This is a genomic window from Frondihabitans sucicola, from assembly GCF_030296615.1.
In the GTDB taxonomy this organism is placed as follows: Bacteria; Actinomycetota; Actinomycetes; order Actinomycetales; family Microbacteriaceae; genus Frondihabitans; species Frondihabitans sucicola.
This window is the reverse complement of record NZ_AP027732.1, coordinates 125,551-137,876: the sequence shown is the minus strand read 5'-3', so window position 1 is coordinate 137,876 and position 12,326 is coordinate 125,551. Positions and strand designations below refer to the sequence as shown.

General features: G+C 68.2%; 13 protein-coding genes and 1 pseudogene. 2 read left to right on the top strand and 12 right to left on the bottom strand.

The window, feature by feature from the left end; all coding sequences use genetic code 11:
• Positions 1–28: 28 nt before the first annotated feature.
• Genes QUE79_RS00730 through QUE79_RS00705 form a run of 7 tightly spaced genes read right to left on the bottom strand, consistent with a single transcriptional unit; the run spans position 29 to position 5,606 of the window.
• On the bottom strand, positions 29–781 hold the full coding sequence (locus QUE79_RS00730) for a sensor histidine kinase (RefSeq protein ID WP_286344975.1): 753 nt from the start codon (positions 779–781) through the stop codon (positions 29–31).
• A 10-nt stretch (positions 782–791) separates the two neighbouring features.
• Positions 792–1,484 (bottom strand): hypothetical protein, encoded by a 693-nt coding sequence (locus QUE79_RS00725; protein WP_286344974.1) that lies wholly within the window; start codon positions 1,482–1,484, stop codon positions 792–794.
• 31 nt (positions 1,485–1,515) lie between these two features.
• The gene (locus tag QUE79_RS00720; RefSeq protein WP_350271610.1) at positions 1,516–2,130 is read right to left on the bottom strand and encodes a DUF8746 domain-containing protein; all 615 of its coding nucleotides are present in this window, start codon (positions 2,128–2,130) and stop codon (positions 1,516–1,518) included.
• 34 nt (positions 2,131–2,164) lie between these two features.
• On the bottom strand, positions 2,165–2,449 hold the full coding sequence (locus QUE79_RS25010) for an ATP-binding cassette domain-containing protein (protein WP_350271609.1): 285 nt from the start codon (positions 2,447–2,449) through the stop codon (positions 2,165–2,167).
• Positions 2,450–2,494: 45 nt separating this feature from the next.
• On the bottom strand, positions 2,495–3,490 hold the full coding sequence (locus QUE79_RS00715; RefSeq protein ID WP_286344973.1) for a C-terminal binding protein: 996 nt from the start codon (positions 3,488–3,490) through the stop codon (positions 2,495–2,497).
• Positions 3,491–3,495: 5 nt separating this feature from the next.
• Positions 3,496–4,230 (bottom strand): HpcH/HpaI aldolase family protein, encoded by a 735-nt coding sequence (locus QUE79_RS00710; RefSeq protein ID WP_286346808.1) that lies wholly within the window; start codon positions 4,228–4,230, stop codon positions 3,496–3,498.
• Between the two features lie 41 nt (positions 4,231–4,271).
• Positions 4,272–5,606, bottom strand: coding sequence for an MFS transporter (locus QUE79_RS00705; protein ID WP_286344972.1), 1,335 nt, complete (start codon positions 5,604–5,606; stop codon positions 4,272–4,274).
• Positions 5,607–5,733: 127 nt separating this feature from the next.
• Here QUE79_RS00705 and QUE79_RS00700 point away from each other — a divergent pair, with 127 nt between their 5' ends.
• Positions 5,734–6,444: a GntR family transcriptional regulator gene (locus tag QUE79_RS00700; RefSeq protein ID WP_286344971.1), complete on the top strand. Its 711-nt coding sequence runs from the start codon at positions 5,734–5,736 to the stop codon at positions 6,442–6,444.
• On the opposite strand, the gene QUE79_RS00695 is transcribed toward QUE79_RS00700, so the two are convergent.
• The 5 genes and pseudogenes from QUE79_RS00695 to QUE79_RS00675 form a co-directional block, all read right to left on the bottom strand.
• On the bottom strand, positions 6,410–6,670 hold the full coding sequence (locus QUE79_RS00695; RefSeq protein ID WP_286344970.1) for a muconolactone Delta-isomerase family protein: 261 nt from the start codon (positions 6,668–6,670) through the stop codon (positions 6,410–6,412). The genes QUE79_RS00700 and QUE79_RS00695 overlap by 35 nt on opposite strands.
• Before the next feature lie 154 nt (positions 6,671–6,824).
• Positions 6,825–7,586, bottom strand: coding sequence for a copper homeostasis protein CutC (locus tag QUE79_RS00690; RefSeq protein WP_286344969.1), 762 nt, complete (start codon positions 7,584–7,586; stop codon positions 6,825–6,827).
• Positions 7,586–8,158 carry an MlrC C-terminal domain-containing protein gene (locus QUE79_RS00685; protein WP_286346807.1) on the bottom strand — a complete coding sequence of 191 codons (573 nt, stop codon included), beginning with the start codon at positions 8,156–8,158 and terminating at the stop codon, positions 7,586–7,588. The genes QUE79_RS00690 and QUE79_RS00685 overlap by 1 nt, the downstream gene beginning before the upstream one ends.
• Before the next feature lie 129 nt (positions 8,159–8,287).
• Positions 8,288–9,096, bottom strand: a pseudogene (locus QUE79_RS00680) (M81 family metallopeptidase); the annotation flags it as partial.
• A complete protein-coding gene (locus tag QUE79_RS00675; RefSeq protein ID WP_286344968.1) occupies positions 9,083–10,318 on the bottom strand; it encodes an ROK family transcriptional regulator in 1,236 nt (411 codons plus the stop codon). The pseudogene QUE79_RS00680 and the gene QUE79_RS00675, both read right to left, overlap by 14 nt.
• A gap of 180 nt (positions 10,319–10,498) precedes the next feature.
• Between QUE79_RS00675 and QUE79_RS00670 the strand changes: the two genes are divergently transcribed.
• Complete coding sequence (locus QUE79_RS00670; RefSeq protein ID WP_286344967.1) at positions 10,499–12,313, top strand: peptide ABC transporter substrate-binding protein; 1,815 nt, start codon at positions 10,499–10,501, stop codon at positions 12,311–12,313.
• Positions 12,314–12,326 lie beyond the last annotated feature (13 nt).

The window sequence follows — 12,326 nt, the reverse complement described above, 5'->3', positions numbered from 1 at the left end:
CTGAAGGTCGTTCGCTCGCTGTGCACGGTCAGCTGACCGCCCAGGAGGGCGACGCGCCGTCGCAGTGCGTCGATTCCCGACGCTGCCGTGTCGTCTGTCTTTCTCGCCGTGCTCGCCGCGAGGGGTTTGCCACGGTGGCGACGATCTGCTGGTCCGTGTCGTCGAAAGTCACCGTGATCGGTTGACCGGGAGCGTGTCGGATCGCGTTGGTGAGTCCTTCGCGGATGACCCGGGAGAGGGTGCGTTGCACGGGATCGGCCAGAAGCTCAGGGACGTCTCCGATGAGCGTGATGTCGGATCCGGTGGCCCGAACGCGATCGATCATCGCCCCGAGCGGCTCGGTGATCGTGTCGGTCGGGGTCTCGTCCTGGCTGCTGCGAAGGACGAGGAGCGTGTGGCGGAGCTTGTCGACGGTGCGCTCGACGTCGCGGCGGATGTCGGCGGCGGCCGCCTGCGTCACGCCCGTGCTGCGCACTTGCAGGCTGCCCGCGCGCAGAGCGATGACACTGAGATCGTGGCCGAGACTGTCGTGCATCTCTTCGGCGAGCCGACTGCGTTCGGTGAGGACCGCGTTCGTCGCAATCGCTGCCTCGTACCGTCGGCGGAACCGGAAGTAGCGGAGGACGAGGCTCACGAAGGCGATGATGATCGCCACCAGGATCTCCAGGACGACGAATCCCAGCGTCGAGCCCGACGCCAGCCACCAGCCGAGCAGACAGATCTCGGCCACGGCGGCCACCAGGAGGCACACCGTGCCGGGTGTCGGGCGAAGCCGTTTCATGGCGTTCAGGTTAGGCGTCTCGGCGATGGAACAACCACCCGGCCACCGCGTAGGCCGCGGCCGCCCAGAGGGCGATGACGCCCAATCCGACGATCGACGGGTACGAGGCGTCGCTCGCCTCGACGAATTCGCCGGCGGCGCCGGCCGGCGTCCACACACTGACCGTGGCAGGCAGGGCCAGGGTGCCGACCAGGAGGACGACGCCGGCGGCAAGGGTGCCGACAGCGCTGCGGATGATCGCGCCCAGCGCGACCACGAGAACCGCGGCCAGAGCGAACAGCCCGGCAACGCGGACCACTGTCACGGCCGGATTCTCCGTGGCCGCCGCCGCGTGACCCTGCAGAGCGAGTTCACTGGCCGCCAGCCCCAGGGCGCCGACGGCAGCGCCGACGACCAGGCCGGCGACGAACCCGACAAGGGCTTTGCTGGCCAGCACGACCTGGCGGCGAGGTTCGGCCAGAAGCGTCGAGCGAATACTGCCGGTCGAGTACTCCGAGGTGATCAGCATCATCGCGAACGCAGCGAAGGTGACCAGCCCGAACTGGATCGCCGGCCCGAGGGCGTGGACGGCCGGCATGACAGCGTCCGCGGGATGCTCGCCGAGGTCGCCGCCGTGAACGAAATCGTTGCCCAGCGACGTCGCTGTGATCAGGACCAGGAGGACGGTCCCGAGAAGGCACAGGACGGGGAACGCACCGACCACGTCTTTCCCCACTCGGCCTGGAGAGCCCGGATCATCGCTCGTCCTCGTCCGCCGTCGCGTTCACCGGGCTGGCGAACTCGAACTCGTTCTCGACGAGTCGCAGATAGCCTTCCTCCAACGTCACCGGCGTCTCGGCGAGGGTGTGCACCCGCACGTCCGCGTCGAAGGCGATGTCCCCGATCCGTTCCAGGGTTCCGCCGGTGATGGAGAGTTCTCCCGGTCCGGCCGCGTCGACCGTCATCCCCTCGAGGCGCAGCGCATCGGCCAGGCCAGGTCCGTCCATGTCGGGACTGCGCAGCGTGACCGTCGGAGGTGACGTCGCGACCAGCTCCTCGGTCGTGCAGTCCGCAATCAGGCGACCTCGGGCGATCACGAGCACCCTGTCCACCGTCTGGTGCATCTCCGCCATGAGATGGCTGGAGACCAGGACGGTGCGACCTTCGGCGGCCAACTCTTTGAGGAGTGAGCGGATCCACCGCACCCCGTCCGTGTCCAGACCGTTCATCGGCTCGTCGAGCACGAGAATCGCAGGATCGCCCAGGAGCGCCGCGGCGATCCCCAGCCGCTGCGCCATCCCGAGGGAAAAGCCTCCGGCGCGACGCTGTGCAACCGAGTGGAGCCCGACGAGGTCCAGGACCTCGTCCACGCGGCGCCGGGGAGCCCCGAGTATCGCGCCAACGTCACCAGATGCATCCGAGCGCTCCTGCCCGGATGCAGAGACCGTCCGTCCAAGTGGGCCCCGACCGTCCGGAGGGGAATTTCAGGTGCCGATAATCGACGCCGTCGATCAGGGCCGTCCCCGACGTCGGCCGGTCCAGACCGAGAAGCAGGCGCATCGTGGTCGACTTCCCGGCGCCGTTCGGACCGAGGAACCCCGTCACGTGGCCCACTCGAACCTGCGCCGTGAGCCCATCCACCGCGACCCTCGAACCGTAGCTCTTGGTCAAGCCATCCAGAGTGATCATGGGTCCATCGTCCGCGTCGCCGGACGGCGGCGACACCCACCTGGGTCAGGAGTTCTGGAAAGGCTGTCGCGCGGTGCGCGGCCCGGCGGATCGGGTCGCGGGCGAGTTGACCGGTGAACGCGGAACGCCCCCGCCGGCCACACGGACGACCTCGTCGTAGGCCTTCTGCCGCGTCTCGTCGAACGACTCGGCGCTGAGATGGGCCGCGTGCGGAGACAGGAGTGCCGTGTCGATCGACCGCAGAGGGCTTGCCCCGAGGGGCTCACGCGCGAACACGTCGATGCCGGCCCCGGCCAGGTGTCCGCGGCCGAGGGCTTCGGCGAGCGCCTGCTCGTCGACGAGGCCGCCGCGGGAGACGTTCACCAGGACGGATCCCCTCGGCATGCGCGCGAGGGCGTCGGCGTCGATCATCGACCGGGTCTCCGGCGTCAGCGGGACGTGGAGCGAGAGCACGTCGGAGGTCGAGATGACGTCGTCGAGCGAGACGAGGTCGACGCCCAGCTCGGTCGCGCGTTCGGGCGTCGTGTAAGGATCGAACGCTTGGACGCGGTAGCCGATCGTCTTGGCGGCGGCGGCTACGCGGCCGCCGATCCTCCCGAGGCCGATCAGGCCGAAGACCTGGTCGTCCGGGCGGTGGATGCCCGATCCGACGGACATGTCGGCCCAACCGTCCTGCTTCACCGCACGGTCCCATGCAGGCAGCCGTCTCGTCAGAGTGAGTGCCATCGAGAGGGCGTGGACCGCCACCTCGCGATAGTTCGCATCGGGGACGTTCGAGACCTGAACCCCCAGTTCGGCCGCAGCGTCCACGTCGATGGTGTCGAAGCCGATCCCGAAACGCACGGCGGATCGGACCGTCGGCAGCTGCTCCAGGACGGAGCGCGTGATGTTCTCCATGACGACCACGAGACCGTCGGCGCCCTGCGCGCCGGCGACAAGAGACTCCTCGGTCGATCCGTCGATCACACTGAACTCAATGCCCTGTTCGCGGAACCATGCGAGCTGCTCGGGGGTCGGCTGGACGCGAGGGCTGGTCTGCACGATCTTCATCGGACAGCACCCGCAGAGGTCTTGAGCGATTCGGCGGCACTCCACGCCTCTGCCGACGCCTTGGCCAAGAAGAGCCCGTCGCCTCCCACGATCAGGAGTCGTGCACCGCGCGCGGTGAGCCGCTCGGCGTCCGCGACGCTCATGCAGAATGCGCCGGGGGCGACGTCGTTGGCCAAGGCGGCCTCGACGATGCGATCCGATGCCGCCGCGTGCTCGTCCGAGCCCATCGCGACGCCGAGGGAGGCGGCCAGGTCGGCAGGACCGATCACGACGGCGTCGATACCCGGAACAGCGAGGATCGCATCGGCGTTGTCGAGTCCGCGCCGAGTCTCGATCTGAATGGCGACGAGTACCCCGGCATTGGAGGCGACGAGGTGCTCCGGGATGGGGCCGCCCTTCCAGCCGCCCCGCCCCGGGCCGAGGCCGCGGTAGCCGTCGGGGGCGTAGCGAGCTCGAGCGACGACGTCGGCTGCATCGGCCGCGGTCTCGATTCGGGGGACCAGCACGCCTGCCGCTCCGGCGTCGAGCACGCGGCTCACGTAGGAACCGGTCTCGGGAACGCGCACGAGAGCGGGGACGTCGACAGCCTCGGCGGCGCGAAGCAGGTCGGCGATGCGTTCGATGCCGATGGGAGTGTGCTCGCCATCGATGACGAGGTAGTCGAAGCCGGAGGTTCCGACCGCCTCGACGACACTGGGAGAGTCGATTCCGACGAAGGTGCCGACGAGGATCTCGTCGCGGAGGCGAGGGCGAAGAGTGGGGGCATGGACTTCTACTTTCTGTTGGATCGAGTGGTCAGTGAGTCTTCGGGCGGGACAGGACCAGGTTCGACGCCCTGCAGAACGCCGGCAGCCCGAGCGGTGCGTTCTCGCTCGCCCATCCGGCCGGTGATCGCCGAGAGTACCGCCGCGATGACGAGCGGGACGCCGAGAAGAGCCAGCACGAGGTGGAAGCTCCCGGTCGCCTGGACGAGGAACCCCGCGATGGTGGGTCCGAAGAATCCGGCGAGATTGCCGAGCGAGTTCGCGATGGCCGTGGATGCGGCTGCTGCTGCCCCGATGGCCAGGATTCGAGGGATCGACCAGTAGGCGGAGGCGGCCATGAGCGACAGGGCCACGCCGATCGACAGGAACGTGATCGACAGGGTCGGATTCGCTGGCAGGAATGCTCCGATGGTGAAGACGACCGCCGCGGCGACGATGGGCAGGATCGCGTGCCAGTAACGCTCATCGGTGCGGCTGGAGTGGAGAGCCCAGAGAGGGATGAGGATCGCAGCGAGCGCGAACGGAACCGCGCTGAGCAGACCGGAGCCGACTGTCCCGACACCGAAGGACCCGATCACCTGGGGCAGCCAGAGGCTGACGGCGAATTGGCCGAGGGTCAGCATGAAGTACTGGACGGCGAGCAGGATCGTCTGCGGGTCACGGAGAGCGGTGACGACGCCGCTGCGGCCATGCGTCTCGACTGCGCCGTCGGCGGCGATGCCGGCCCGGAGGTCGGTCTTCTGATCCGGAGAAAGCCACTTCGCCTGTTCGATACCGTCCGGAAGGCGTCGGAGCACGACGAACGCCAGGACGATCGCGGGAACGCCTTCGAAGACGAAGAGCCACCGCCATCCAGCCACGGTCAGAAGCAGGGTTGAGATCGGCGCCGCCAGGGCGCTCGCGATCGGAATGACGGCGTAGAAGAGGCCGACGACCCGCGTGAGCGAACGGCGGTCGAACCATTGACCGAAGTAGAAGATGACGCCGGGGAAGAATCCGGCCTCGGCGGCACCGAGCAGGAATCGCACCGCGTAGAACGACCAATCGTTCCAAACGAACGCCATGAGAAGCGACACGATGCCCCAGCTGAGCATGATGCGGAAGATCCACCGGCGAGCACCGAATCGATTCAGGAACAGGTTGCTGGGCAGCTCGAAGAGGAAGTAGCTGATGAAGAAGACGCCGGCACCGAGCCCGTAGGCGGCCGTCGACAGCCCGATGTCGGGATTCATCCTCAGTGCGGCGATGGAGATGTTGCTGCGGTCGACGATGTTGATGAAGTAGCAGATGCCGAGCAGGGGTAGCAGCCGGCGGGTGGCGATGCTCACGGCTTCGTTGCGCATGACATGACTCCCAGGGGTCCTCGAGCCGGACTTCCGTAGTCCGATGAACTCGAGGAGACGTTAGCAGTCAAAGTGTCGACAGTCTACACTTTTAACATCGGCCCGATCCGCCAGCTACGCTCCTCTCATGGACAGGGCCCCTCGATCGCGGATCGATGCGTCCGCGTTCGCTCCGATCCGCCCCGGCGTCCTCTCGACGGAGGTCCTGGAGCAGATCAGGGAGAGGATCCTCGACGGATCGCTGCCGCTCGGCAGTCGCGTTCGGGACTCCGTGCTGGCTGAGGCGATGGGCGTCAGCCGATCGCCTGTCCGGGAGGCTCTTCGCACTCTCGAACAGCGCGGACTCGTACGGAAATCTCCGAATCACTCCTACGAGGTGGTCACGTTCTCAGAGCGCGACATCCACGAGATCGCTCTGCTCCGGGTGGCCTACGAGACGATGGCCGCGCGCGAACTCATCGAGCGCCGGGTCGAGCTCGCCCCGCTCCGTGCGCGGCTCGACGATCTCGTCCTGCGAGATGACGGAAAGGGTTCCCGCTCGGCCGTTGCCGGTGCCGACGGACGTTTTCACACCGAGCTGGTTCGACTGACGCACCTTCCTCGGCTCATCGCCTCGTACGGGGCCCTCCGGGATCAGATCGACCTCTTGCTGGCGAACGGCTTCCTGACCCGTGGAGAATTCATCGCAACGCAGCGCGAACGGCACGAGGATCTGATCGAAGTCGTCGCCGCCGGTGCCGTTTCAGGCAATGCGGAACCCTCTGTCATCGCGATCCGTGAGCACATCCTCGGCGGAATGCTCTTCACGGACGACTGGCACCCTCCAGGAGTGGGATGATCTCGTAGGTTCCGGCCTCCGCGGCGATCGTCGGCATGGTATCGAGTGCTCGGCGGATCGCCTCGTCGTCAGCGGCCTCTGCGAGAACGACGGCACCCGTCATGTCCGCCTTGGGCCACACGGTGAGGAAGACGCCGTCCGCCACCAGCTGGGTAGCACGCTCGCCTTCGGCGGCCAACAGGTCTGTCGCGTCTGAGGTATTCGTTGAGACGACGATGTATCGCATCGGAAAAGGTTAGCCGATCAGCGTCGAAGGTCGGGTCCCCGGGTGGCGTGCAGGAACGCCGGTACACCGGTCGCCTCCCGCGCGGCAGCCGGCACGCCTCGATGCTTCCTCGCGTCTGTGTGGGCTCAGGACGAAGGTGCGGGGTTCAGCGCAGCTAGCGCCGGGCTCCGGCCGACGAATCGAGCGCCGCACGGAACGCCGCGACGAGAGAGGCGTCGGTCGCGAAGTACGAGTCGGCGTCGGCGCCGGTCGTCGAGGAGCCGAGGGGAATCCAGGATCCCGTGGCGCGCTCGACACGGCGCTTCGCCGACGCGTGGAAGTTCCGGACGCCGGCGGCGGCCAGCGGGGCGACATCAGCGGGCGTCAGACCTCCGCCGGCCATCACGACCGGGGCACCCGTGGTCGCGGCCATTCGCAAGAGGGTCTGGGCCCCGGATCCTGCGCTCGCCGCCCCACCGGAGGTGAGGACCCGGTCGATGCCGCCGAGAGTCGCCAGGGCCTCGAGCGCGGCGACCGGATCGATCGTCTGGTCGATGGCTCGGTGGAACGTCACCTGCACCGCCGGATTCGCGCTGCGAGCGGCCTCGGCCAGCCGCGCCGTGACGTCGAGGTCGATCGTGCCCGCCGACGTCAGGGCTCCGATGACCACTCCCGCGGCGCCGGATCCGACGGCCGCGATCGTTTCGCGCTCCATCAGGGCGACCTCCGACGCGTCGAATGAGAAGTCACCCGGCCGCGGCCTGATCAGGACGTTGACGGGAAGCCCCACCTCGACGCTGCCCTCGACGAGCCCCTGCGACGGGGTCAGGCCACCGACCTCCAGGGCGACGCAGAGCTCGACCCGATCGGCCCGGCCGGCTCGGGCGACGGCGGCTCCGTCGGGTGCCGAAACCGCGATCTCGAGTGCGAGCGCCATCACTCGTCGGCGCCGTCGAGCGGCTGGTCGGAGGCGGGGATCCAGCGGGCGGAGAGGTCGGGCTCGAAGTCTCCCTCGTCGAAGGGGAACATGGGCCGTCGGATCCGGTGGTGGCCGAGCCGCACGAGATCCTGGTCGACCCCGCCCGGCGTGAGGGCCAGGATCCAGTCGGCCGACAGGTCGAAGAGCTCGGGCTCGAGGTAGCCGATCTTGACGATGACGACGGCCGCCGATCGGGGGTCGAGACCGAGGTCGGTGAAGTCGTGCTCGTGGTGGTACGGCTTACGCCGCTTGGTCAGGATCGCGTACACCCCGCCGACGCGGATCACCACTTCGGTCTCGGCGTTCCGGTCGCCCTCGAAGATGCTGTGGACGACACCGGTGAGGGTGATCGGCCCGGCGTGTGCGAAGTCGACCTCGGCGCCGGCGGTCACGGTGACGGTCGCACCGACACCGGCCGCGACCGCCGTCGCGACGGCTTCCGGCCCGGGAACGGAGGCGTACAGGACGACGGGGGAGTCGTCGTGCTGGAACTCCGGACGAGCCAGGAGCCGGGTGAGACCCCAGCTCATGTCGCCCGAGCCACCGGCCGTGGGGTTGTCGCCGGAATCGCTGATGAAGAACGGTCGAGCCGACGAGGCCAGCGCCCGATCGAGGGCGCCGTCGAGGCTGTCGGTCGGGGCGACGAACGCGAAGCCCGAGCGAGCCTCCCAGAAGCCGCGGGCGAGACGCTCCGCACCGGCCGACACCGCGTCGGCGTCGGAGCCGGTGACGAGCGCGATGGCGCGGTTGCGCGGTTCGTCGGCCCAGGCGTAGCCGACCCAGATCGCGGCGTCGAGCACCCCTCGACGGCCTCCACCTCGTGGACTCGGGCGTAGACGCTCGCCGCCGGCTCGAGCCGAGTCGAGGTCTTCTCGCCGGGGAGGAGGACCGGGATCGGCACCCAGGCCTTCAGAGGACGCGGGGCGCCGGATCGCAGGTGCTCGACCAGATTGCGGACGGCGCGCTCCCGGGTCTCCCCGGCGTCCTCGTGCGGTGCCATGCGGTAGCACGTGACGAGGTCGGTCTGATGGGCGAGCTCGCGGGAGACGTTGCCGTGGAGATCCATCGAGGCCGACACGATCGGGGTCGGGCCGATGGCCGCCCGGATGCGGGTCAGGAGATCGGCCTCGGCGTCGTCGAGCCCCTCGACGCTCATGGCGCCGTGGATGTCGAAGTAGAGCGCGTCGAGGGTCGGCAGTGCGGCGAGGCGCTCGGTCAGCTCGGTGGCCAGGGCCTCGTAGTCCGCTGCCGGTACGGCCCCGCCGGGAAGGGCCTTCCCCATGAGGGCGCCGTGCCACTCGGCCGCGTCACGAAGGGGCAGGCCGGGCTGGAGGAACGGATAGAACGCGACCACGTCGTCGCCGCGGAGGGCGTGGAACGCTTCGGCGGAGGTGTGCCCCGGCGAGAACGTCGACGACTCGGTCGAGAGGCCGGCGATGGCGATGACGGGACGATCAGCGGAGGTCAAAGGAGCTCGACTTTCTTGCGGGGCTGAGGTTTCGAGAGGTGGAGGCCGCGGCGGACAGCGACTCGAGTGCGGTGGTGAAGGCCCGCTGCAGCGCGAAGAGCCCGGCACCGAGCAGCCCGGCGTCGGCGCCGGTCTTCGCGCGCTCGATGATCAGGTGCTCGGTCGACAGCGGATGGCAGGACTCGTAGAGCTGACTTCGGGTCGCGGCGACGAACGGCTCGAGGGTCGACAGGATGCCGCCGAGGTAGACGGCGTGCGGATTGAAGAAGTTGACGTTGGCCGATAGGACCTCGCCGAGGAGTTTGCCGGCTCGGCGCACCGCGCGGGTCGCCTCGGGGTCCGCCGCGGAGGCGAGCCGGACCACGTCGGCGGTCGTGGACACGTCGACGCCGCGCTCGCGGAGCTGCCGGACGAGCGCCGCTCCCGAGGCGACGGTCTCGAGACAGCCGGTGTTGCCGCAGGAGCACGGGGTGTCGCCGCCGGCGGGCAGGCGCACGTGCGTGATGTCGCCGGAGGCACCCGTGGCGCCGCGGTAGACGTGCCCGTCGACGACGATCCCGACGCCGATGGCGGTTCCGGCCTTGACCGTGATGGACTGCGAGGCGCTGCGCGGCCGCACCGACTGCTCGCCGAGAGCCATCAGGTTGGCGTCGTTGTCGACGGCCGTCGTGATCTGAAGGCGGTCCTCGAACCACTCGCGCACCGGGAACGCGTTCCAGCCGGGCATGCGCGACGGGAGGGACACGGCTCCGGACGCCACGTCGACGGGCCCGGGGAGCGAGAGTCCGATCGCGCGCGGCGTGCCACCGGCGCGAGCGGCGATATCGGCGAGCTGATCGGCGAGCCGCGCCAGCCCCACCTCGGGCCCCTCGGACATGAGGAAGGGGACGGTCTCGACGTCGGTCAGAGTGCCGCCGGAGTGCACGACGCCGACTCGGGCGTGGGAGCCCCCGAGGTCGGCGGCCAGAGCGAACCCGTCGTCGCCGCCGAGCCGGAGCACCCGCCGAGGGCGCCCACCCGTCGACGCCTGCGTTCCCTCTTCCGCGACGAGACCCTGCGCGAGCAACTGCTGGACCGTGAGCGAGACCGTCGACGGCGCCGCGCCCAGCTGGTGAGCCAGCTCGGCTCGGGACGTCGCGCTTCCGCCCGCGATGAGCTCGAGGACGCGCGCCGACAGCGACGACGAGGTCGACTCCCGACGGGCGGCACTTATTCCAGACATGAACAAACTAACTTCGACGGTGCGGACACGAGCACCAGAGTAGGCGCGGAACCAGGGCGATTTCTTTTTCCAAATCAGCAGAAACTTAGTTTTTACACGCGGAAATGTCTTTTCCTGACGGAAGCCCGTTTACTGATCGCACAGCACCATTCGTCGCCCTGGTCATCCACAAGGAGAATCATGTTCCGTGTTCGAACGGCGAAACCTCGCCGTCGTCCGGTCTTCGCCGCCGCCGCAGCCGTCGCTGCGATCGCGGTCCTGGCCGGCTGTACGTCGTCGGGAGGCGACACCGCGTCGTCCTCCTCGAAGAGCTCGATCAACTACGCCCTGCCGGTCAACTTCACACCGAACTGGATCCTTCCGATCGGGGCGGCGGGCAAGCTCAACACGAACAACTCGGCCATCGCGGCCAGCCTGTGGGAGCCGCTCATCGCCTACGACGGCACGTCCGGGTCCATCGCCTGGGACAAGGCGGGCAGCGTCGCCACGGCCGCCGACTTCGCGAGCGACCACAAGAGCGTGACCATCACGCTGGGCGACCGGAAGTGGAGCGACGGCAAGGCCATCACCTCTCGCGACGTCGAGTTCTGGTTCAACCTCATCAAGGCGAACAAGGCCGACTGGGGCTCGTACAGCAAGGGCAAGGCACCCGACAACTGGACCTCGTTCAAGACGGTCGACGCCACGCACTTCACGATCACGTTCGACAAGGCCTACAACGACAGCTGGATGCTCGCCAACCAGCTGAGCTACATCACGCCGCTGCCGCAGCACGCCTGGGACAAGACCAGCGCCTCCGGCTCCGTCGGGAACGACGACGAGACCACGGCCGGCGCCGTGAAGGTGTGGAACTTCGTCAACGGCCAGGCCAAGAGCCTGTCGACCTACGCGTCGAACACGCTCTGGAAGACCATCTCGGGCCCCTACTCGCTGTCGTCGTTCTCGACCTCGGGCAAGGTCGTCCTCACCGCCAACTCAAAGTACGACGGCGGTGAGAAGGCGAAGATCAAGACCGTCAACCTGCTTCCCTACACGTCGAGCGACGCCGAGGAGAACGCGGTCCGCTCCGGAGCGGTCGACTACGGCTACATCGACGCGAGCAACCTCGACCAGAAAAGCTCGTTCACGAACCTCGGCTACGCGGTGAAGCCCTGGAGCGGCTGGGCCATCACCTACATGCCGTACAACTTCGACAACCCGACCATGGGCGCGGTCTTCAAGCAGCTCTACGCTCGTCAGGCCGTCCAGAGGTCGATCGATCAGGCCAGCCTCGCCAAGGTCGTCTTCAACGGCACCGCGGTTCCGACCTACGGGCCGATTCCGCAGGCGCAGGAGTCCGACTACCTCTCGAGCACGCAGAAGAGCAACCCCTACCCCTACTCGGTCAGCAAGGCGAAGGCTCTCCTGACCAGCCACGGCTGGACCGACCAGGGCGGCACGATGGTCTGCACCGACGCCGGCACGTCCAGCAGCCAGTGCGGCACCGGCGTCGCGAAGGGCACGAAGTTCGAGATGGGCGTGCTGTCGCAATCCGGCTCGACCGTGACCGACAACATGATGAGCGCGATCCAGTCCTCGCTGTCCAAGGCCGGCATCGACTTCACGATCAAGACGGCCCCGGTCAACTCGGTCCTGTCGCAGACGCCGCAGTGCACCGCGTCGCAGTCGATCTGCTCGTGGCAGCTGTCGTTCTTCGGGACAGCCGGATCCTGGTACTTCAGCGCCTTCCCGACCGGCGACCCGCTGTTCCAGACCGGAGGTGGCGCGAACTTCGGCCAGTACAGCGATGCGGCCGTCGACTCGCTCATCGACGAGAGCACAACCTCGTCGACGAACGCCGCGATCCAGAACTACTCGGCGACCCTCGCCAAGGACCTCCCCGTGATCTGGCTCCCGGCACCCGATTACCAGGTCTCCGTCATCAAGAACGGCCTCGGCGGATTCACACAGGACTCCCTCGCCTCGTTCCACCCCGCGCAGTGGTCCTGGAAGTAAGGGGACAGTAGCG